The sequence below is a fragment of the Williamsia sp. genome (genome assembly GCF_016462415.1).
Classification (GTDB): domain Bacteria; phylum Actinomycetota; class Actinomycetes; order Mycobacteriales; family Mycobacteriaceae; genus Williamsia_A.
Window position 1 is genome coordinate 6,640 of record NZ_JAEMTF010000045.1, and the last position, 21,903, is coordinate 28,542.

At 67.9% G+C, this 21,903-nt stretch carries 15 protein-coding genes; 2 read left to right on the top strand and 13 right to left on the bottom strand.

From position 1 onward, the window contains the following. The 6 genes from JHC79_RS12585 to JHC79_RS12610 form a co-directional block, all read right to left on the bottom strand. On the bottom strand, positions 1-4,562 hold a 4,562-nt coding region (locus JHC79_RS12585), incomplete at its 3' end, for a non-ribosomal peptide synthetase (protein ID WP_296391237.1). A 23-nt stretch (positions 4,563-4,585) separates the two neighbouring features. After that, positions 4,586-6,049, bottom strand: coding sequence for a polysaccharide biosynthesis tyrosine autokinase (locus JHC79_RS12590; RefSeq protein WP_296391239.1), 1,464 nt, complete (start codon positions 6,047-6,049; stop codon positions 4,586-4,588). Positions 6,050-6,247: 198 nt separating this feature from the next. After that, the gene (locus tag JHC79_RS12595; protein WP_296391241.1) at positions 6,248-7,219 is read right to left on the bottom strand and encodes a GDP-L-fucose synthase; all 972 of its coding nucleotides are present in this window, start codon (positions 7,217-7,219) and stop codon (positions 6,248-6,250) included. Positions 7,220-7,227: 8 nt separating this feature from the next. Beyond that, positions 7,228-8,253 carry a GDP-mannose 4,6-dehydratase gene (gene gmd, locus JHC79_RS12600; protein ID WP_296391243.1) on the bottom strand — a complete coding sequence of 342 codons (1,026 nt, stop codon included), beginning with the start codon at positions 8,251-8,253 and terminating at the stop codon, positions 7,228-7,230. Positions 8,254-8,363: 110 nt separating this feature from the next. Continuing rightward, entirely contained in the window at positions 8,364-9,926 is a 1,563-nt protein-coding gene (locus JHC79_RS12605) for a sugar transferase (protein WP_366782713.1), read from the bottom strand. A 314-nt stretch (positions 9,927-10,240) separates the two neighbouring features. Then, on the bottom strand, positions 10,241-10,903 hold the full coding sequence (locus JHC79_RS12610; RefSeq protein ID WP_296391244.1) for a PaaI family thioesterase: 663 nt from the start codon (positions 10,901-10,903) through the stop codon (positions 10,241-10,243). Between the two features lie 61 nt (positions 10,904-10,964). On the opposite strand from JHC79_RS12610, the gene JHC79_RS12615 reads away from it, so the two are divergent. After that, on the top strand, positions 10,965-11,900 hold the full coding sequence (locus tag JHC79_RS12615) for a 1,4-dihydroxy-2-naphthoyl-CoA synthase (RefSeq protein WP_296391245.1): 936 nt from the start codon (positions 10,965-10,967) through the stop codon (positions 11,898-11,900). Between the two features lie 177 nt (positions 11,901-12,077). Beyond that, positions 12,078-13,256 carry an NADH:flavin oxidoreductase/NADH oxidase gene (locus JHC79_RS12620; protein WP_296391246.1) on the top strand — a complete coding sequence of 393 codons (1,179 nt, stop codon included), beginning with the start codon at positions 12,078-12,080 and terminating at the stop codon, positions 13,254-13,256. 14 nt (positions 13,257-13,270) lie between these two features. Here JHC79_RS12620 and JHC79_RS12625 read toward each other — a convergent pair whose 3' ends face one another. The 7 genes from JHC79_RS12625 to JHC79_RS12655 form a co-directional block, all read right to left on the bottom strand. Further along, positions 13,271-14,095, bottom strand: coding sequence for a hypothetical protein (locus JHC79_RS12625; protein ID WP_296391248.1), 825 nt, complete (start codon positions 14,093-14,095; stop codon positions 13,271-13,273). Positions 14,096-14,600: 505 nt separating this feature from the next. Beyond that, positions 14,601-15,296, bottom strand: coding sequence for an acyltransferase (locus tag JHC79_RS12630; RefSeq protein WP_296391250.1), 696 nt, complete (start codon positions 15,294-15,296; stop codon positions 14,601-14,603). A gap of 14 nt (positions 15,297-15,310) precedes the next feature. Next, positions 15,311-16,375 carry a glycosyltransferase family 1 protein gene (locus JHC79_RS12635; RefSeq protein WP_296391252.1) on the bottom strand — a complete coding sequence of 355 codons (1,065 nt, stop codon included), beginning with the start codon at positions 16,373-16,375 and terminating at the stop codon, positions 15,311-15,313. Further along, on the bottom strand, positions 16,372-17,388 hold the full coding sequence (locus tag JHC79_RS12640) for a glycosyltransferase family 2 protein (protein WP_296391254.1): 1,017 nt from the start codon (positions 17,386-17,388) through the stop codon (positions 16,372-16,374). The genes JHC79_RS12635 and JHC79_RS12640 overlap by 4 nt, the downstream gene beginning before the upstream one ends. 22 nt (positions 17,389-17,410) lie before the next feature. Then, positions 17,411-18,688: a hypothetical protein gene (locus tag JHC79_RS12645; protein ID WP_296391256.1), complete on the bottom strand. Its 1,278-nt coding sequence runs from the start codon at positions 18,686-18,688 to the stop codon at positions 17,411-17,413. Then, entirely contained in the window at positions 18,685-19,929 is a 1,245-nt protein-coding gene (locus tag JHC79_RS12650; protein ID WP_296391259.1) for a glycosyltransferase, read from the bottom strand. The genes JHC79_RS12645 and JHC79_RS12650 overlap by 4 nt, the downstream gene beginning before the upstream one ends. Further along, entirely contained in the window at positions 19,926-21,875 is a 1,950-nt protein-coding gene (locus JHC79_RS12655; protein WP_296391261.1) for an O-antigen ligase family protein, read from the bottom strand. Before JHC79_RS12655 ends, JHC79_RS12650 begins: the two co-directional genes overlap by 4 nt. Between the last annotated feature and the right edge of the window lie 28 nt (positions 21,876-21,903).

Below are 21,903 nucleotides of genomic sequence, written 5' to 3' on the forward strand. Positions count from 1 at the left end.
TAGGTGGACGATCGACCGTCGGTCACGAGCGCAGGACGACCGGGGACACGATCGGCGGTCTCGTCGAACATCGCGACGAGGCTGCGGGCCCGTGGAGGCACACCGACCGGGTCGCCCGGGTCGCCGGGCAGCAACGCGATGGGCGTGCGGTCGGGACCGGTGGTCGCGCGGTCGAGGACGTCGACGTACGCCTCGACCATCCGGCGCACGATCCCGGGACCGAACCGATCGGTCCGATACGTCACCGTCACCTCGAGGTGGTCTCCGACCCGATCGATGTTCCACTGCAACGGAACCCGCGGATGCGTCGCCGCGTGCTCGCGCACCCGGAGCCCCAATCCGTCCGGTCCGGGCTCGGAGTGGTCGGCGTCGCGGTAGCTGAGCCAGACGTCGGTCAGGGGCGCATCGGTGATGTCGCGCTGCGGGTCGACGGCGCGGACGACGTCGGCGAACGGGATGTCGCTGTGCACCAACGCGGCTCGGAGCGCCACCGCGGACTCCCGGAGGAGGTCGGCGACCGTGCGCCGGGAGTCGATGCGGGTTCGCAGGACCACCGGGTTGACGTACATGCCCACCGCGGGCCGCGCCCCCAGTCGATCGCGGCCGGCCTGTGCGACCGCGATCTCGATGTCGGCGGTGTCGGTGAAGCGGGAGATCACCACCGACAGCGCGGTGTGCAGCACCGCGAACCCGGTGACGCCCGACTCGGTCGCGAGCTGCTCGATCCGAACGCCCAGGTCGCCGGGGAGCGACACCGTGTGCTGATCGGCAAACGGCGGGGCCGGCGAGTCCCGGGTGATCACATCGGTCGGGAGGCGCGGACGCCCATCGCGCCCGCCGAGTGTGCGCACCCAGAACCGCTGCTGCGTCGCATACTCCGACGACGGGTCCTGCGGATCGCCCAGTCGGCGAACCGCGTCGAGCGTCGCGTCGATGTACTGCAGCGGTGTCGATGTCCACACGGGCGCGGTACCCGTCGAGCGTGCTGCGTACGCCGTGGCGACATCGTCACGCAGCACCGACGCGGAGCGGTCGTCGACGACGATGTGGTGCGCCGCGACATCGATGACGATCTCGTCGGCGTGCTCGACTATGCGCACCCGCACCGGAACGGACGCGGTCGGGTCGAGGACGTCGGCGACGAGTAGCTCGTCGGTGGTCCCGTCGTCGACGATGATCTCCCCCACCGCCTCGTCGGTCGGGATGACCTCCTGCCAGAGGTCGCGACCGTCGGCACGGATGATGGTGCGCAGGGCCTCATGACGGTCGACGACGTCGGCGATCGCGTCCCGCAGCGCCGAGACCGACAGCGACCCCGTCGAGACGGTGACACTGCCCCGCAGCACGTTCGCGGTCGAGTCGGGGTCGATGCGCCCCTCGAGAACCAACCCGACCTGCTGCGGCGAGGCCGGCGGGTGGATGGGGCGTTCCACGGATGTCTCTGTCTCACCCGCGGATCGGCGGTCGACGATCGCCGCGAGTTCGGTGAGCGTCGTGGAGGTCAGCACATCGCGAGGGGACACGACGACCTGCGCCCGCGTGGAGATCTCCACGGCGATCCGTGTCGCGGTGAGCGAGGTTCCACCGAGTTCGATGACATCGGCGAGCATCGACGGGTCCGCGACACCGAGAACGACCGAGACCGCCTGCGCGACCGCGGTTTCGGCGTCGCCGCGGGGCGCGACGTAGACCACACCCCGCTCGGTGACCTCGGTGGACGCCAGCGCCGACCGGTCGACCTTGCCGGTGGGGGTGATCGGCAGGGCGTCGAGAACGGCGATGTGGGCGGGCCACATGGCCGGTGGTAGCTGCGCGGCGAGGTGTCGACGCAGGCCGGCCCGGAGACCGGCCGACGGGGCGGCGCTCGCCACGAACAGCGACACCGCGCCTCCAGTCGCGTCGGGGACCGCCGCTGCGGCGACCACATCGGGATGCGCATCGGCGGCGGCCTCGATGTCCCCGAGTTCCACACGCACGCCCCGTATCTGGATCTGCCCGTCGGCGCGCCCGAGGTACGCCAGCCCACGCAGCTCGGGCTCCCACGCCGCGATGTCCCCGGTGCGATACATCCTGGCCCCGCGCGGGCCCCACGGGCAGGCGACGAAACGGTGGGACGTCTCCGGGGTGTCGTGTGGATACCCCAGCGCGAGGGATGGGCCGGCGAGGTACAGGTCGCCGGCGACACCGACCGGCACCGGACGCAGCCGGGCGTCGAGCACGAAGGCCCGCGTCCCGGTGATCGGGAGGCCGATCGACGGGGTGCCGCGACCTGCCGGGGATTCGACGCCCACCGGCGCGGCGGCCGTTGCCATGATGGTGGTCTCGGCGGGCCCGTAGAGGTTGTGCAGGGCACAGCGCGACGCCCACGTCTGCGCGAGCGTGGTCGAGATGGCCTCGCCCACCGACATCACCGTGGTCAGACGGCTTCCGTCGAGCGCCGCGGGGGGCACGGTCGCGAGGACCGACGGGGTCAGCACCGCATGGGTGACGTGACGCGAGACGAGGAACGACGCGAGGTCCTCCCCGACGACCACGCCGCGGGGGGCCGGGAGCACGGTGCCGCCGGTCGCGAGCGCGACGAGGTGCTCGAACAGTGTCGCGTCGAAACCCGGCGCGGCCAGTTGCGCGATGCGAACCGGGCCAGTGGGCAGGCGCGCGGCGAGGTCGGCGACAAGCGCGGCGAGGCCGCGATGGGACAGGGCAACACCTTTCGGCCGCCCCGTCGTCCCGGAGGTGTAGACGAGGTATGCCGTGTCGTCGAGCCGGACCGGCCGGGTGCCGGTGTCGCCGGCCGAGTCGGCGACCAGGTCTTCGATGACCACCCAGTCCGGTCGCCGCTGCGCCACGTCGGCCGCGGTGAGCGTCACCGTCGGCTGCGCGTCGTCGAGGATCTGGGTGACCCGTGCGTCGGGCTGCTCCGGATCGATCAGCAGGACGGCGGCTCCGGTTCGGGCGACCGCCCACAGGGACAGGGTCTGCAGGAAGCCACGCCCGGTGGCGATCGCGACCACGGTTCCCGGTCGGGCTCCGCGGGCCGCGAGCGCACGGGCCGATGACCGCGAGTGCCTCGCGAGATCGCGATACGTCCACGACACCGCCGGCCCCTCGACGGCGACCCGGTCCGGCCAGCGGGACACCGCGCCGTCGATTACATCCGACAGTGTTCGTGGTTCGGGGGCGGGTGGTCCGGCGATCGTCGTGAGGGAGTGGACCTCGTCGGGGTCGAGCAGCCCGACGGCGTCGACACGGGTGTCCGGGGCGTGGAGCAGCCCGGCGGTCACCGATCGGATCACCGAGTCGAGGCGGCGGAAGTGGTCGACGGTCTCGGCGTGGGAGTAGCGACCGGGGTTGGTCTCGAGGTCGATGTGCGCGCCGAGTGAGCCATCCTCGCGCGGTTGCTGATACAGCGTGATGGCGAGATCGTCGACGGGTCCGGCGGAGATGACCTGCACGGTGCCGATCGCGTCGCCGAACCGTACGCGCGGCTCGAACAGCATCAGGTTCAGGACGGGGCCGGTGACGCCCGGTTCGGCGCCGGCCGCGCCGATGCCCGCCTCGGCGAGGTCGGCACGGATGTCCTCGTAGCGGTAGCGCTGGTGACGGAGGGCGCCGAGCAGTGACGACTGTGTCCGCTCGAGTGCGGTGGCCAGGTCGACGCCGGCGTCCAGTCGGGTGCGGATGGGGACGACGTTGGAGACCGGCAGCGGCGTGGCCCGTAGCGCTGCGGTGGTGCGGGCGGCGACGGGGAGCGCAACGGTGACGTCGGGTCGGCCGGTCATGCGAGACAGGTACGCCGCGACCGCGGTGGCGACCACGGCGGGCAGGCTGGTGCGTCGCGTGGTCTCGACCTCGCGCAGCGCGGCCAGGGTCGCATCGTCGAGACGCCCGCTGACGCGGTGCGGGATCGGCGCCGGGCGTGCGTATCTGCGGGACAGGGACGCGGTGTGTTCGAGGTCGGCGAGGTTCTCGCGCCAGTAGTCGCGGTCGCGGGCGCGCCGTGACGAGGCGGCGTAGTCGGTGTCGGCGGCCAGCGCGGCGCCGAAGTCGGCGGGTTCGGGATAGTCGGGGGGCTCGCCGGCCAACGCCTGGGTGTAGCACCGTCCCCAGCGGTTGAGGTTCGCGATGGCCGCGGCGCCGTCGCAGATGATGTGGTGACCGCGCATGTAGATCAGGTGCCGGTCGTCGGCGATCCGGAAGAGCCCGAACAGCGCGCTGCGCTCGCGGGTCAGATCGATGCGCCGGGCGCAGTCGGCCACCATCCATGCATGCGCCGCGGCCATCGGATCGGGGTGGTCGCGGAAGTCGATGGTGGTGCGGCTGTTGTCGAGTGACGGGTCGTGGATCATCTCGACGCCCGCGGGCGTGGTCTCGAACCGGACGAACAGGGTGGCCATGCGCGCGACGAATTCGCGGCCCACCTCGCTGAGGAGCGAGATGTCGAGGGGGCCGCTCAGGTCGAGGTAGTACGCGACGTTGACCGGGCCGTTCGGCAACGCCTCCTGGAGATCCCAGAAGGCTTGCTGGGCCCGGGTCAGCGGCTGGCGCAGCTCACCACCGGGCACACTGTCTCCCTATTCCGACGGGCTCATCTGTCGTCGTCGCGTCGGGGCTCGAGCACGTCCTCGATCGCCTTCGGCGCGCGGTTCCGGCCGAAGAACGACTTCTTCTTCGTCGGGTTGACGGCGTAGTAGCCGTAGCGCCCCTTGGTGGCGGTGGTCTCCGTCAGAACGAAACCGATGATCGGGGTGCCGCTCCCGGAGAGCTGCTCGTACGCGTCGGTGAGGTCGCCGATCTTGGTCGCTCCCGCGCGCGCGACGATCAGCACTCCGTCTACCCACTGGGCCAACACCGCTGCGTCGGTGACCGGCAGGACCGGTGCCGAGTCGACGATCACGTAGTCGAAGGACGCGGCGAGTTCGGTCAGGGCCGTGCCTGCGCGTTTCGACCCGAGCAGTTCGGCGGGGTTGGGCGGCTGGGGCCCCGACGCCAGGACCCACAGACCCTCCACTGTGCTCGGCTGCACCAGGTCGGCGAGTTCGCCGTCTCCGCGTAGGGAATTGGTGAAGCCGATGTGGCCGAGCAGACCGCTGCGCTGATCCACCTGCGGACGCCTCAGGTCGGCGTCGACCAGGACGACGCGCCTCCCCGCCTCCACGAGTGCGGCGGCGAGGTTCATCGCCGTGGTCGTCTTCCCCTCCACCGCGATCGGGCTGCTCACGAGAATGATCTTGGGAGGACGGTCGACGCTCGCGAACGTCAGGTTGGTGCGAACTTTGCGGAAGGCCTCGGCGGCGGGCGTGGCACCACCCTTGAAATCGATGAGCCCCTTCTTCTTGAGCAGGTCATCCGCGGGGATCGCGCCCAGCACCGGGGTGTCGCTGATCGCTCCGAAGTCGCTCTCGCTCTCGACCTTGTTGCTGAAGCGGGCCCGGGCAAGGACTCCGAGCAACCCGATCAGCAACCCGACGACGACACCGAGCGCGACGTTGCGGGTGGTCTTGGGGGTGACCGCCTTGTCGCCGGCGCTGGCCGGTGTCACCACGGTCAGTTTGGCCAGCGGTCGTCCACCGCCACTGGGGGTCTCGAGGCGTGCCACGTACGACGTCATCGACTGCGCGACCGCGTTGGCCAGGTTGCTCGCCGTCGCCCGGCTCGAGTCCGTCGCGATGATGTTGAGCAAAACGGTGTCGGTCGTGGTGGTCGCGGCCAGCTTCGACTTGGCGTCGGAGACCGAGAGCTTCAGACCACCGTCGGAGATCGCCTGCTGCAGAACGGCATCGGAGTCCACCAGCTTCGTGTACGACGTGACCCGCTGCTGCGACGCCAGTGAACCCTGGTACGCGGTCTGGGAGTTGTCGTCGGCGCCGGAGGTGACGTAGAGCGTCGCGGTGGCCTGGTACTCGGGGGTCTGGATCAGGCTGTAGCCCAGTGCCAGCAGGCCGACCAGTACGCCGACCGCCACGACCGTCAGCCACCCACGGCGGAGAATAGACACGACTTCCCGCACCGACTCGCCGCCGTCGCCCTGACCTCTCGGATCCTCAGTCATCTCACGTCCTTATCGCCGTCGAAGGCTGAATGTGAGAAACAGCCATCTTCTGAGTTTCGTGAAACTCGTGTCGTCACCCTAAAACATCTGGCCTGGTTCCTCCGGCCAACGTGGGTGTCCTCCATCAATTCCCACATCCTGCCGATTGCCTTTCCGTTATTGCACATGTGCGAAAGGCGGAACAGCAGATGCATTTCCTCACGTGCGCAGAGTCGCCTGATTGGACCGATACCATTCCACGGTTGCCTCGATCCCCTCCGGAAGAGAAATCTTCGGTTTCCATCCGCTTTCGAAGAGCGTGCTCACGTCGAGCAACTTCCGCGGGGTGCCGTCCGGCTTGGACAGGTCCCACTGCGTCTCTCCCGTGAAGCCGACCGCGCCGGCCACCAGATGCGATATGTCCCTGATGGTCTGGTCGTCACCGGTGCCCACGTTGACCTGCTGCGGACCGTCGAAGTTCTCGAGCAGGTGCAGGCAGGCCGAGGCCATGTCGTCGACGTGGAGGAACTCGCGGCGCGGGCTCCCGCTCCCCCAGTTGACCACCTCGGCATCGCCTGCCGCGCGCGCATTGTCGTACCGCTGGATGAGCGCAGGCAGAACGTGGGACGTGGTGGGCGAGAAATTGTCACCGGGACCGTAGAGATTTGTGGGCATCGCCGATATCCACGGGAGACCGTATTGTCGCCGCACCGCCTGGACCTGAAGAATTCCCGCGATCTTTGCAATCGCATAAGCATCATTGGTGGGCTCTAGAGTTCCGGTCAGTAAAGAATCTTCTCTGATCGGCTGCTCTGCGAACTTCGGATAGATGCACGACGATCCGAGGAAGAGAACGCGTTCGACGCGCTCATCGAGCGCAGCGTCGAGAAGATTGACCTGCACCTGGAGGTTCTCGGAGATGAAATCCACCGGGTAGGTGTTGTTGGCCATGATCCCGCCGACCTTCGCCGCCGCGACGACCACGACATCGGGCTGTACATCGGCCATGAATCGGAACACCGCCGACCGGTCCAACAGGTCCAGCTCCTGCCGGGTCCGTCCGACGAGGTCGGTGAACCCCTCCGACTCGAAGTGGCGCCACAGCGCTGATCCGACCAGGCCACGGTGGCCCGCCACGTAGATCCTGCTGTCGCGATCCAACCGAGCGGGATCAAAGGTCACTTCTTGCATAACCGTTCCTATGTCCAATCCGGGAGAGCGGGGGTGTCGATCCAGTGCGACCCCTCGAACTCCAGTGCCGCGATGTCGGCATCGACCATGATCCGAGCCAGCTCGGGAGCGTGCACCTGCGCTTTCCACCCGAGTTCGACACTCGCCTTCGTCGCGTCGCCGATGAGGGCGTCCACCTCGGTGGGGCGTAGGTACCGGTCGTCGAAACGAACGTGGTCCTGCCACTTCAGGCCGGCATGGGAGAACGCGGTCTCGACGAATTCACCGACGGTGCAGGCGGTACCGGTCCCGAGCACGTAGTCGTCGGGCTTGTCGGCCTGGAGCATCCGCCACATCCCCTCGACGTATTCCGGTGCGTATCCCCAATCGCGCACCGCGTCGAGGTTTCCGAGGTACAGAACCTGCTCGCGTCCCGCTTTGATACGCGCGACGGCTCGGGTGATCTTGCGTGTCACGAACGTCTCGCCGCGCCGCGGCGACTCGTGATTGAAGAGGATCCCGTTGACCGCGAACAGACCGTAGGCCTCGCGGTAATTCCTGGTGACCCAGTAGGCGTACACCTTGGCGGCACCGTAGGGCGACCGCGGATAGAGCACGGTGTCCTCGTTCTGCGGCGGCGGCGACGCACCGAACATCTCGCTGCTCGACGCCTGATAGAACCGGCAGTCGACTCCCGTCAGACGAACGGCCTCGAGGAGTCGGATCGCGCCCATACCTGTTGTGTTGCCGGTGTTCTCGGGCTCGTCGAAGCTGACTCGGACGTGCGACTGCGCGGCCAGGTTGTACACCTCGTCGGGACGAATGGTCGCGAGCAGGGTCACCAGCCGGGCACCGTCACTGAGGTCGCCGTAGTGGAGGAAGAGCTTGGCCCCCGGTTCATGCGGGTCGACGTACAGGTGATCGATGCGCGCCCGGTTCACCGTCGAACTCCGACGCACGATCCCGTGGACCTCGTACCCCTTCCTCAGGAGCAACTCGGCCAGATACGAACCGTCCTGTCCTGTGATTCCCGTGATCAGAGCGACCTTGGACATTCATTCCACCCCCGTTGTGCGTGCATTCGATCCTGACCACCCATTGCGGCCTCCTGACGGCGACGACCCGCGATCTGTCGCGGATTCTCCGCCGCGGGGTTGCTCCGCGCTCAATATGCACCCGCCTGATGCAGGACGGCGCGAAGTGTCCTCAGCAATATCTGCAGGTCCTGTGCGATCGACCAGTTCTCCACGTAGGTCAGATCCAGACGCACGGCCTCCTCCCACGAGAGATCCGACCGCCCGGACACCTGCCAGAGGCCCGTGATCCCCGGCCGGACCAACATCCGCCGCACCACCGGTCCTTCGTACTGCTCCACCTCGGACGGCAACGGTGGGCGCGGCCCGACCAGACTCATCGATCCGCCCAACACGTTGAAGAGTTGCGGCAACTCGTCGAAGCTGTAGCGGCGGATGAACTTCCCGACCCGCGTGACCCTGGGATCGTCGCGGATCTTGAACAGGAGTCCGGCCCCCTCGTTGAGTACCGAGAGGTCGGCGAGTCGCGTATCGGCGTCGACCTGCATCGACCGGAACTTCCACATCCGGAACGGGGTGTTGTTGAGCCCGATCCGTTCCGCCTTGTAGAAGACGGGTCCGCGCGAGTCCACCTTCACCGCGATCGCGCACGCCAGCAGGACCGGCGCCGCGAGCACGAGAACGACGAGCGCCCCGACCCGGTCGACCGAGGCCTTCAGGAGGCGGTTCGCACCGGAATAGGTGGGCTTGTCGATGTGGAGCAGCGGCAGGCCGGCGACGGGGCGCACCAGCATGCGCGGCCCGGCCACGTCGATGACCCCGGGATCGACCACCATGTCGACGTGCATGCCCTCGAGCTCCCAGGACAGCTCCCGCATGGCGGAGTGCCCGAGCACCTCGGCAGATGTCACCGCCACCGTGGTCGCGCGCGACTGGAGCACCGCGGAGCGCGCATCCGCGAATTCACCGAGAATGGGTACCTCACGCCGGCCGACCGTCATCGACGAACACGGATCGACGCCGAGTAACGGCACGCAGACGCCGACCACGTCGTACCCGAGTGACGGGTTGCGATCCAGATGGGCGACAAGTGGCTTCGCCGATCGTTCGCTGCCCATCACCAACACATGATTCATGCACTTGCGCTGCGCCCGACCCCGAATGAGGTGCGCTCGCCACCCGTAATGAACCAGGAGCAGAAGAAATGTACCGAGCGGCAAAGCAATTGCAATAAGTCCACGGGCAATATTTAATTTGAACAAAAGATCGACGATCGCCAGCAAACCAAAGACAGCGAGACAGGCCTTGAGAACACGACTGTATTCGGTGGCTCCGCCGCCGAGAATTCGCACGTCCGCCACACGGAAAATGTGAAGGTTCACAATCCAGACCACCGAGAGCACGATGGTCACCACGATCACCGGCGCATGGATCGAGGCGACGGGTACGGCGGGATCCACGCCGAAGCGGATGACCTGGGCCAGCGCCACGACCACCGGAATGACGAGTGCGTCGCTCCAGAGAAGGCGGGTTCGGTAGCGATCCGCCCAGGTGGAAAGCCTTTCGCGGGATTCGGGCGTCCTGGACCGATTCGGCCACGCCACGCGCGACCTCGCTGGATACGGACGGCGCTCAGCGTTCACCGACACGCATCCTCCGATCGAGTCGAGACAACAACGATTACCTCCGCACACCCCCGAATGACCTGTGGTGAGTAATTCGCTCGACCGGATGAGTGAATTCGCTATTACCAATCGATAATTCTTGATTGAGCAAACACGTCACGCCGGTCGACCGCTCGTCATTGAGCAGTTCAGCAAAGATACAATTCACGATCGACGCTTACAAGCCCAGAACCCCTGATGGCGGAAAAGGCCGGTCGACCATTCACGCCGACCACGCAGATGCGACTGATTGACCACAATATGTCATCGCATGCCGGCTGTCGCGACAAGTCGCCCGAACGTATGAACTAACCTTTGCTTACCGCAAACAATCCGAAGTGAGGTCAGGGTTGGCCGGGATTGAGGGCGATGAATAGCCCCTCTGCCTCGGCACACAGGCGGTCACCGTCCTTCATCGTCGCGGCGACGAAGATCTTGCGACCATCGAGGCGTGTGATCGATGTCGCAATGGCGAGCTCGGTGTTCAGCGGGGTGATGGAGCGATAGTTCACCGTCAGGTACGCGGTCCGGGTCACCTTCCCGGTGGCAAGGGCTGACGTCATGCCCAACAGGTCGTCGAATGCGGTGCAGATGTACCCGCCGTGCGCGGCGTTGTTGCCACCCAGGTGGAATCGGGTGAAGGTGACCCGCGCCTGGACTCCGTCATCACCGGCTCTGTCGACCAGGTAGGGCGGCAGGGTGATGTTGCCCCGGGCCGGGAGATCGATACGGGTACCCGACGGCGACTCCCACTCGTTGATCTCGACGGCCGCCAGTTTCGCGTTCACCGCGGTGAGGTCGTCGATCAGCTCGTCGACCAGGGTGTCGGACGGGTACGCCGCCCGCGCCCGATCCATGAACTCGCGGACCTTCTCGATGAACTCGCCGTACCGGGGTCCACCGCGATCGACGCTGATCATCATGTCGGTGCGGAACCCGCCCTCATGTGCGTCCTCGGTCCGCTCGCCCGACGTCGGGGTGGACTCGGACGTGCCGTCGATACTCATCCGGTCAGGTTATCGACCCAGGTGAGCGGGCTGCGAAGCGGTTGCCACTAGCCTACTGAGCATGAGTGACGACGCCGCGAATCCCTTCACCGCCGAGCACTGGACAGTGGTGGACGGCTTCGACTCCCTGACCGACCTCACCTATCACCGGCACAGCGAACCCGGGCGTGAAAACGGGATCGTCCGAATCGCTTTCAACCGTCCCGAGGTCCGCAACGCGTTCCGCCCGCACACCGTCGACGAGCTGTACCGCGCCCTCGACCACGCTCGCCGCTCCCCTGACGTGGGCACCATCCTGCTCACCGGCAACGGGCCCAGCGAGAAGGACGGCGGATGGGCGTTCTGCAGCGGCGGCGATCAGCGCATCCGTGGACGGTCGGGCTATCAGTACGCGGGCGGCGACACCGCCGACACGGTCGATTCCGCGCGTGTGCAGGCCGAGGGCGGCCGCCTGCACATCCTGGAGGTGCAGCGACTGATCCGCACGATGCCCAAGGTCGTCATCGCCGTGGTCAACGGGTGGGCGGCCGGTGGCGGCCATTCGCTGCACGTGGTCTGCGACCTCACCATCGCATCCCGCCAACACGCGCGGTTCAAGCAGACCGACGCAGACGTGGGCTCGTTCGACGCCGGCTACGGCAGCGCCTACCTCGCCAAGCAGGTCGGACAGAAGTTCGCCCGGGAGATCTTCTTCCTCGGCAGGGCCTACGACGCCGAGACCATGCAGCGGATGGGGGCGGTGAACGAGGTGGTCGACCACGCCGACCTGGAGGACACCGCGATCGAGTGGGCTCGCGCCATCAACGGCAAATCGCCGACCGCACAACGGATGCTGAAGTTCGCGTTCAACCTCACCGACGACGGCCTGATGGGCCAGCAGGTGTTCGCTGGTGAGGCGACCCGACTGGCGTACATGACCGATGAGGCCGTGGAGGGACGGGACGCGTTTCTCGAGAAGCGCGATCCGAACTGGGAGTCGTTCCCCTACTACTACTGACGTCCACGGCGCCGGCGACTCACCGAGGACCCGGGTGCGGCGTGAGTAGATCGTTACGCACCGAGAAGGTGGCGTAACGCGGGTGATCCACCCCGCTGGTGAACTGGATCTCGAGCCGGTTCCCGACGACGCGGACCGCCGATCCCCAGCCTCCCGCCGAATCACCCGGAGACACCCATGCCCAATCTCTTCTCGCCCTACACGCTCAAGGGCGTGACCCTGCGCAACCGAATCGTCATGTCCCCGATGACGATGTACCGGTCCACCGACGGCAAGATGGACGACTTCCACGTCAGCTATCTCGGCGCCCGAGCCGCGGGCGGCTTCGGACTCGTCTTCCCCGAACAGGTCGCCATCACCCCCGACGGCCGAACCTCCACCACCTGCGCCGGCATCTGGGACGACGACCAGATCGAAGGCCACAGGCGGGTCACCGACACCATCAAGATGTTCGGCGGCGTCGCGGGCATCCAGCTCGGCCACACCGGCCGCAAGGGCAGCGAGGTACCGAAGTACAAGACCATCGACGGATACCCCGGCGGATCGCAGTTGCCGCCGGATCATCCGCAGGGATGGACCTGCCGCGCGCCGTCGGCCATCCCCTACGGCGGCGACCACTCCTTTCCCGTCCACGAGTTGACCCGCGACGAGATCAAGGACCTCTACAAGAGCTACGCGGATGCGGCCCTGCGCGCGGCGGACGCCGGCTACGAGTGGCTCGAGATGCACTACGCGCACGGCTATCTCGGCGCGAGCTTCTTCTCGCCGCTGGCCAATCAGCGCACCGACGAGTACGGCGGCAGCCTGGAGAACCGAGCCCGCTTCCACCTCGAGGCCCTCGACGCGGTCCGCGAGGTCTGGCCGGCGGAGTACCCGTTGACCATGCGGTTGGGTTCCGACGACCTCAACCCCGACGGGACGCAGTTCGACGACGCGATCACCGCGATCGGGTGGATGAAGGAGCACGGTCTCGATCTCGCCGACATCTCGCTGGGCTTCAACACCGACGACATGCGCAACAACCCGATGGGCAACCAGGGCTTCATGCTCTCCCGTGCCGAGCGCCTGAGGAACGAGGTCGACATCCCGATCGCCACCAGCTGGAACCTGGGCGTGCCGGAGAAGGCCGACGAGGTCATCCAGAACGGGGTCATCGATCTCGCGTTCCTGGGTCGCCCGGCGCTGTCGAACCCGCACTGGCCGGTGTGGGCCGCGCGGGAACTGGGATACGACAACCCCTTCGAGCTCGTTCCCGACGACTGGCGCTGGTGGCTGGAGAACTTCCGTGGCCACGAGCCCAGCATCGGCCTGCCCCCGGCGACCGAGATCCTGTCCGAGGAGGAGTCCGCGGCGTAGCACCGGGCGGTGCGTCAGGTTGCGGGGGCGATCCGCACGGTCGACGCCAGCGCGTCACTGACCGTCGTCGCCCACAGTCGGTAACCGTCGGCATTGGGGTAGGCGGTCGGGCCGGCGAAGACCGCGCCCGGCTCGGACCTCGCGAACGCGGCATCGACGTCGATGGTCTGGAATCGGTTGATCCTCGCCGAGACCCGCAGATCGTCGGCAGCCGTCGTGCCGCCGAAGGAGACGCTCCGCTGACCGGGCGAGGTCGGTTGTAGTACGGCGACCACGGCCGCGCCGGGCAGACGCTCGCGCAGCCGGGTCATGAGTTCTATCGACCGTTGGGCGAGTTCGCCACCGTCGACGACCACACCGTTGCTGACGATCACGACATCGACGTGGGGAACACCGCCGGGGATCCACCGATCGAGTGTCTGCCGGAAATAGGTGATGTTCCGAGACGTCGACGCGTTCCATATGGTCACCGGCGCACCTCGCGCCGACCAGGCGCGGGTCGCCGAGCCGTACCGCCCTGCGGAGCCGAGACGCCAGTCCCGGATCTCGACCGTTCGCCCGAATCGCTGCCCGAGCGACTGTGCGGCGAGGAACACCCAGGAACCGGAGGACTTGCCGGTTCCGTCCCCGACGACGAGGAGGTTCACCGGTTCATCGGTCTTCGCGAGCACCGTCGAGAGGGCCGGACCGCCGGCGGCGCTGTGCGGCGGATCGACCGGAGCGCTCGGTACGGCGATGTCCGCGAGGGGCTCGGTGGCCGAGGTCACCATGAGGGCGGTGGTGATCACGACGCCGACGATGACCACCGCGAGCGGCACGGACCACACCCGTCGTCTCATCGAGGCACGTACCCTTCCACCACCCCGTGTGCGGAGCACGCGCTGCGTGCGTGGACACCAGGCTACGTCTGCTCGGACTCGATCTGCCCGTCAAACGCCGACCGGGTGGCGACGCAGTGGTGCCGACTCATCGACGGTGGTGTGGCTACCGGGCCCTCACCGGGTCCAGCTGCATGCCGCACAGGTGCAGCGGTCCGATCGCCGCACCGACGCACGCCATCGGATGCCCCACCGGGCGCGCTTGATCGGGCGCAGCAGACTGGGTTGGTCGGGGGGACCCGATGAGCGCAGGCCCAGCGCGTGATGGCCGCCGTCGCGCGACGAGAGCGATCCCTCGTACCGATACGAGTCACTCATACGATTCCCCCCGGAATTCTGCTGGTCACCGGAACCGACAGACCGCGCAGCGGACCTGTCACCGTGGACTCGTCCGAGGATAGCGGCAGTCGGTCGTCGGACGCGACCTCACCGTCGCGGCCGGCGCCGGTGCGGGGCCGTGTGCGACTCAGGTCCGCTTTCCACCCGGCCCTCGCGCACGCACCACCTTCGCCGGTACGCCTGCGACGACCGAGAACGGCTCCACATCGCTCGTCACCACCGATCCGGCGGCGACGATGGCCCCACGTCCGATGGTGACGGGACCGAGGATCAACGACTGCGCACCGATGACGGCACCTTCCTCGACTCGTACCGGGGCCTCGAACTCGGACTGGTCGATGACGGCGACGTCGGGATCGGACATCACGTGGTGCTCGGAGTAGATCTGCACGCCCGGTCCCGTCATGGTGTCGGGACCGAAATAGATCCCACCTCCCCCGTGGAGGAAGTTCGACATCCCGATCGCGACCCGCGAGGACAACTCCACGCCTTTCCCCAGTCGGCGCGGACCACCCGACCCCCGGATCAGCGTGTACCTGTCGATCGTGCACGAGTCACCGATACGAACCCCGTCCCGGGACAGCGCACTGATCTCGACGTGGTCACCGATCGCGACGTCACGCCCGACCGTCAACCGGTGACGGAACCGGATGCGCACCTTCTTTCCGATGAAGGCCTGAGGCAGACCGCGCGCGACGGCACGGGCCTTCTCGACCACGCGCTGCTGTATGAAGATCCCCAGCTCGTAGTCGGTCAGTTCGTCATCGAAGCCGACGCCGATCTCGCGACGCGAGACGTAGGAGGCCTCGATTCTCGCTCGCACGAATCGCAACGGTCTCATGTGTTCATCTCCTCGATGACGGATTGCCGGATTGAATCGACCACGTCGCCCCAGGACCGGATGGACCCGACGGTCACGTCTTCCCGTCCGCCCCTGGCGATCACCTGTCGCAGTGACCGGGCGATGTCGGCGACCGACAGCGGATCGAAGTAGTCCTGCGCGACGTCGGCTTCCCGGAAGACGGGTATGTCGCTGCAGATCACCGGCGCACCGAACGCCGCGGCCTCGACCAGAGGCAGACCGAAACCCTCGCCCAGGGAGGGGAACACGAAGGCCTCGCAGTGGGCGTAGCACCAGGCCAGCTCGTCGTCGGTGATGAATCCGGTGAAGACGACCCGCGCGCTGCTCGCGGCGAAGTCCGTCGACATCCCGTGGGGTGGGCCGATGATCACGAGCGTCACATCGGACGCGAGCGTCTCGTCGAGCGATTCGAACGCCGCGATCAACCGCTGCAGGTTCTTGCGCACGTTGATCCGACCGACCGCGAGCAGGAATCGCGATCCGATCTCCAGATCGGGCTCGCGTCGCGGGCCGTCGATCACCGTGAGCGATCCCGACAACCCGGCGTACCGGAGGCGCGATCGCGTTTCCGGCCAGGTTGCACCGATACGCGCATCTTCGGTTCTGGACGTGCTCAGAATCAGGTCCGCGCGCCGCAGAGTGGGCCTGATCAGGCTCAGGTACCTGCGCTCGACGAACGTGAACCAGTCCGGGTGTTCGACGAAGAGCACGTCGTGCACCATGCACACGCCCACGCCGGACGGGCGGAGCGCGGCGAAGTTGTGGGTGATCGTCGCGTCGTAGCCACGGCGTCGGGCGCCCACGGACATCGAGGTCAGCGCCTGCGGCACTCGGATCCGTCCGGTGGGGACGGCGCGGGCGGTGGCGGAGAACCGCGCGAGTTCAGCCTGGGCCGCCTCCACCTGGTGCGGCGCGACCACGGCATCGATGACGTCGTCGGGGTGACGCTCGGCCCACGAGCACAGCAGGTCACGGATGAGATGCTGGCCGGACGGTGCCTTGCCGGGTCCCCAGAAGGTGGCCTCGAACAGGACTCTCACAACGGGCCTCGCAATCCTCGGGTCGTCGCGCTCGGGACCAGCCGCAGAACATCCGCGGCGTGGTGGAGGAAGTCTGCGGAACGGCGCAGGTACACCGCGCGGGTGTCGGGACCTGCGGCCACGGCCTGCAGTGCGAACACCACGGCACGAAACGTCAGCCCGCCCGCGGTGACCAGCCCCCACGTCACGCACTGGTGGCGGTGCCGCGCCATGGACGAGCAGTAGAAGTCGTAGAGGTTCACGACCCAGGTGGAGCGGGTCAGTTCGCTGCCCGCGGTGGTCCCCCGGCGGCGCGGCGAGCTCTGACCCACGAGGTGGGTCGCCTCCACCGTCGTGACCAACCGACACCTCTCGGGGGTCGGTGCAGATCGAGGCAGTCCGAACCGCGCCGCACGCCAACACAATTCGATGTCCTCGGCGTACATGAACCATCTCTCCGACATGCCGCCCAATTGATCCCAGAGAGCACCGTGCAGCACCATGCACGCACCGGACACCCAGTCGGTCGGGATCGTCTCGAGTGGACCGTCGGCCTGTCTCGCCGTGAGGTAGTGACCGGCGAGGCTCGGGTGATCCGACGACAACCGGGACAGCCCGGAGTAGTGGGTGAACATCGCCCAGGGATGGGGAAACCGTCCGGCGCCGGCGATCTTCGCTGTTCCGCCCGGGTCGACGACTCGAGGCGCGATGACCGTGCCCGGTTCCGCGTCGGCGATGTCGCAGAGTTCCATGACCGAGGCGGCGGAGATGACCGCGTCCGGATTGAGGAGCATCAGCAGCGGCGACGTGCGGGTGGCGGCCGCCCTGTTGACGGCCCGCGCGAAGCCGAGGTTCTCCCCTCCCCGGATGAGTCGCGCCGTGGGGAATTCGTCGGTCACCAGCGTGCACGTCGAATCGCTCGAGTTGTTGTCGTAGACGATCAGCTCGATGTCCGGGTCGCCGACCAGCGCCTGTAGGCATGGCCGAACGACTGCGGAGCTGTTGTAGGTCACCACGATCACCGCGATCCGCACCTGCGCTCGCCTCCTTCGGGGGTCATCGGACGTGGCGCCCACGCGCGTCGGCGTCGGTCGGTCGGCGACGTAGCGTCGCGAGTCCGATCCCCGACACCGACAGACGGACAGTCGCGAACACCACCAGGGCGACGGCGAGCCCGGTCGGCCCCCACACAGCCACTCCGACGGCTTGCGATGCGACATCGAGCAGCACGGTGAGCAACCGCGCGCGATGCACCACTCGCGGATCGACGAAGAAGCGGTAGGCGAGGAACACCGATTCGAAGGTCTGGGCACTGATGATCGACAGGCCGAGAGGGATGATGAACGGCAGTGCGGCACGCGGACCCGGCGCGTCGACCGCGAGGAGGAGGACCGTGCCCGCGACCGCACCGACGACGATGAGAAGGACACCCTGGCTGAGCGACCATCGTGCTGCGAGTCGGGCCGCGGCCGACGGGCCCGGGGCCGCCCGAGAGGCCACCTGCCGCAGCATGACGGGCTGGAGTCCCTGGATGACCACGAACGCCGGCGCGAAGATCAGGCTGTAGGCGAAGCGGAAGCCGCTGGTCGCGACCGGGTCGTGCAGCGTGAACAGCAGGAGCAGTCCGACCTGGCTCCCGGCCGCGAGATACAACGACTCGGCCGTCAGCCGCCACCCGACGCGCATCCGTTCTCGGCGGTCGAAGCGGCCACGGGCCCGGGGCCGATCGACCACGAGCCCGACAGCGGCGACCAGCGCGAGGATCACGATCCACGCGGGGACGATGACTCCGCTGCCCGCCGAGCCTGTCGCCACCGTCGCCGCGACGACGGCCGCACCGACGAGGTAGACGCCACTGAGCGCGAAGGTCCGCGTGTGGATCCCACGCGCGACGAGCAGTTGGCGCGGGAGGTCGGACACGACGATCGCCGCCGCCACGCCTGCGCACAGGAACACGAACCCACCGACGACCTGCTGCCCCACCCACAGGCCCGAGGTCACCGCCGCGATCACCCCGATGACCACTGCGGCGAACCAGCCAGAGCGCGCATCGACCGCGGACGTCGGGTCGACCCGTTCCCTCCCGGCCCACACCAGCAGCGAGTAGACCCCCCAGGAGCGCATCGCCGCGACCGCGACGAACGCCAGCGCGGTCGAGACGGACAGGGCCGCATACTCTTCGGGGCGCATGGTGAAGCCGGCCACCGCGTTGAGGAGGAAGAAGCCGCCGGACCAGGCGCCCTGGTCGGCGACGCGGATCAGCACCACGCGTCGCGTGGAAGGGGCCTCCGGGGCACCTCCCTCGACCTGTTCGATGAGCTCGCGATCGGTCATGGTTCCCCACGACGACGGTCGGCGAGTTCGATCAGTTCACGTGCCAACCGCTCGAATCGACGTGTCGACCAGTCGACATCGGGTCGTGCGGTGTCGCGGGCGGCGGCGATCACCGCGACCGCCATGTCGTCGATGGACATCGTCGGCCTGGGGTCGACGACCACGCCGGCACCACCGCACTGTCGGAGCACAGAGGCGGCGCCCGTCCCGGCGAAACACATCACCGGCAGGCCGACGCTCGTCGCCTCGCCGACCACGCCGCTCGCCCCCTCCCGCCCCGATGGGTGCACCAGCACGTCCGCCGACGCCATGGCCGCGCCGACCTCGTCACGAGAGACGTTCCCGTGGAACCGAACCCGCTCGCCGAGACCCAGTTCGTGGATTCGTCGACGCAGTGTGTCCGCACACGGTGTGTCGGCGTGGCCGAGGATCTCCAGGGTTGCCGTCTGCAGATGCGGGCTGGACAGGATCTCGACGGCGATGTCCGGACGCTTCCTCGGGATGACATGACCGACGTAGAGGAGCTTCAGGCCACCGTCGTCGGCCGCACGGGGTGATCTGTCGACCCCGAATCGAGTCTCCTCGACGACGACGTTGGAGAAGATGCGATGCGGTACCCGCGAGCCGCCCAGGGCCCGAGCAGCCGACTCGTTCTGCGCGAGCACGAGATCACAGCGCCGGGTGACGCGGCGCGCGACCAGGCGGATCACCACCGTCCGCGCGGCCTGCGCGGCAGCCTGTACCAATCCCCCGACGTGTCGGGGCCGGAGCAGGAACACCGACGCGACTCCCCCCGCACCGACCGGGCCCCACACGCGCAGGGTCGTATCGTCCAGCGCGGTGATCGGGGTGCCGAGCAGCTCGGTGGCAAAGGTGACGTGGTGGGCGTAGACGATCCGGTTCGTCGCGGCCAGACGCCGGACCGTACGCCGGGCGTGCCGCACCCACCACTCGTGTTCGAGACGGGTGAATCGTGGGTAGTGCCACCGGAAGAACGGCGGGTCGACCGGGAGGTCCACGCAGACCAGCTCGATCGTCGCGCGCAGCTCGTCGGGGATGGCGTCGACAGAGGAGTCGTACGATCGTCGGTTGGTGACGACCAGGACCCGGAGCCCGCGTTGCGCAGCGACCCGTCCGGTGGCCAGGGCGAATTGCCATCCGACGCCCGGTTCGCTGGTCATGCTCGGATGGATCACGAAGGCGGACAGCAGGATCGCATCGCCCACCGACCCTTCGCTCATCGCGCACTCGTTGACTCGAGGGTGTCAGGCGAGGTGGCCGCGTCCCCGTCGACACCCTGGTCCGCGCGTTCGGGCGACCGGCGCCCCTGCGGCGGCCGGTCGTCGTGGTCCGCGCAGATGACCAGCGCGATGAACACCCACGGGAAGGCGAACCAGATGATGTTCGTGAACGAGGCGCTGAGCGCCAGACACAGTGCGAGCGGGGCGAACAGCAGACGTCGTCGCACCGACAGCGCCATCGACACCAGCGCGATCCCGAAGAAGATCGCACCTATCCACCCGGAGTCGTAGACGACCCCGATCCAGAGTGAACTCAGATACGTCGCGCCCACCCCCGTGATGTCCACGAGGTGGGTCTGCGAGAACGAGTTGAGCCCGGATCCGGCCAGGGCCAGGAAGTCACGCTGCGCGATCTCCGAGATCGCGGTCTTCCAGATGTCCAACCGATAGGCCCCGGTGCCCGACCCGAGGTCGGTGACGTGGGTCAGTCGCCACAGGATGCTGTCGGTGTCGTCGGTGGGCCCCTGGCCGAGAACGACAACCGCCGCCAGGAGGAGAACCGCACCGACACCGCCGGTGACGAGGGGGTTCCGCCGGAGGTTGCGGAGCAGATAGAACACCGCCAGGACCACCAGGCCGAGCCACGCCGCACGTGTCGTGGTCAGGATGGTCGCGACCGGGATGGGGATCGCAGCCAGGTAGACCCGGTTCGACAGGTCAAGCCGGGTGCCCTTCGCGCAGAAGAACAAGACGCCCAGCCACCCGACGCACATCGCGCCCATCACGTTGTACTCGAACGCCAGTCCGCGCAGCCGGCTGCTCGGATCGGGGATCCAGAGCAGTATCGAGACCACGCAGATGGCCGAGAGTGTGTAGGTACCGCTGGTGACGGCGAACCGGATCGAGTCGAGGCGCGTCAGCAGAGGTACCACCACGAGCAATGCGGCGATGAGCTGCACACACATACGAAGACTCGCTCCGGCGTCGACCGCGAAGAACATGCTGGAGACGATGCCGACTGCAACCCACCCGGCGAGGCCGAGAATGATCGCGTGGAGGTGGCGGATCCGGCGGACGGGCGCACGATTGGCGAGCAGCGACGCGACGAGCAGCGGTGCCGCGAAGTACTCGGGACGGACCGTGAGCCCACCGGGTGAGACGAGCACGCCGTTGGCGCAGATCGCCACGAAGAAGACCACCCACGCCGCCCGCAGCGAGTAGGTACACAGCGCGATGACGGCGATCACCCCGATGATCGCTGCCGCGATCAAGGTCGCCGTCGGCATCACGAGCCCGGACCCTGCGACCGCGAGGGCGACCACGAGGAGCGCGGCGTCGGTGGGCGCCCCGTCACCCACGACCGCCCACTGTGGCCTGGGTGCGAACCGGCGAGGTGCGCGATACGCCCAGCCCAGCAGCCAGCCGCGCATCGCGAGGATCACCAGCATGGCGCCGCCCGCGAAGGCCGCCCCCCATGCGGCCTCGCGACTGTCCGACGCCGCGCCGCGCACGTCATGCGGTTGGTCGACGAGAACCACCGTCGCGGCCGGTCGTCCTCCATCCTGCGGCGTCTCGAGTTCGGTGACCAGATCCTCGAACTCGGCGAAGACCGCCCTCGCGAGAGCGGTCGCGCCTGCGCGATCCCGGTTCACGACGGTGATGTCGATGACCGCGGATCCGGGCGCGGCCCGCACCTGCAGCCGCCTGCTGATGTCCGCTGGGGATGCGGCGAGTCCGTACGTCGCGCTCAACCGTTGGGCGAATGCCCGGCTGCGGAGCAGGTCGACGTAGGACGGCACGCGCGCCGCCGACCCGCCGACCGCCTCGGCGAACTGCACGTCGTTGCGCGCCTGCGCGGCGACGTACACCGACATCGCCACCGAGTGCGATGCGGGCGTGGTGCGGGCGTGCACGACCCCGAGACAGCCACCCAGGATCACCGCCATCGCGAAGAGGAGAACTGATGGGACGATC